Consider the following 512-nt stretch of genomic DNA (forward strand, 5'->3'; position numbering starts at 1 on the left):
TCACTTAAATCATACTTATAAAATACTCAAGCAGCTTGGCTTTAGTTGGATCACAAGCCGTTCGAAACACCCTAAACACTCATTAAAAAGCCAAGAAGCTTTTAAAAAACTTCCAACTGGAAACGATCCTTCACACACCCGGACACCTTCCACTTGACCGTATAGACGTATGGTTTCAGGACGAAGCACGATTTGGCCAGCAAAATCCGACTACGCGCATTTGGGCTGAAACAGGCACTCGGCCACGGATAGTAAAACAACAGCAGTTTGACTAGGGATATTTATTTGGTGCGGTATGTCCTGCCACAGGCCAAACAGAAGCGCTAGTAAGCCCATTCGTCAATAAAGAAGCAATGACGCAGCACCTGAGTCAGATATCACAAGCTACACCAGTTGGCAGACATGCTATCGTGATAATAGATGGCGCAGGCTGGCACACATACGATACAGCCGCAGAATTTAACAACCTCACGCTAATAAAGCTCCCTCCTTATTCACCAGAGTTAAACCCA

Annotated in this window: 1 pseudogene; it reads left to right on the top strand. The window is 45.3% G+C overall.

Annotation, left to right across the window (positions count from 1 at the left end):
* Positions 1-512, top strand: a pseudogene (locus JIG41_RS01805) (IS630 family transposase); the annotation flags it as partial.

The sequence above is a fragment of the Pseudoalteromonas sp. bablab_jr011 genome (assembly GCF_016464045.1).
Lineage (GTDB): Bacteria > Pseudomonadota > Gammaproteobacteria > Enterobacterales > Alteromonadaceae > Pseudoalteromonas > Pseudoalteromonas lipolytica.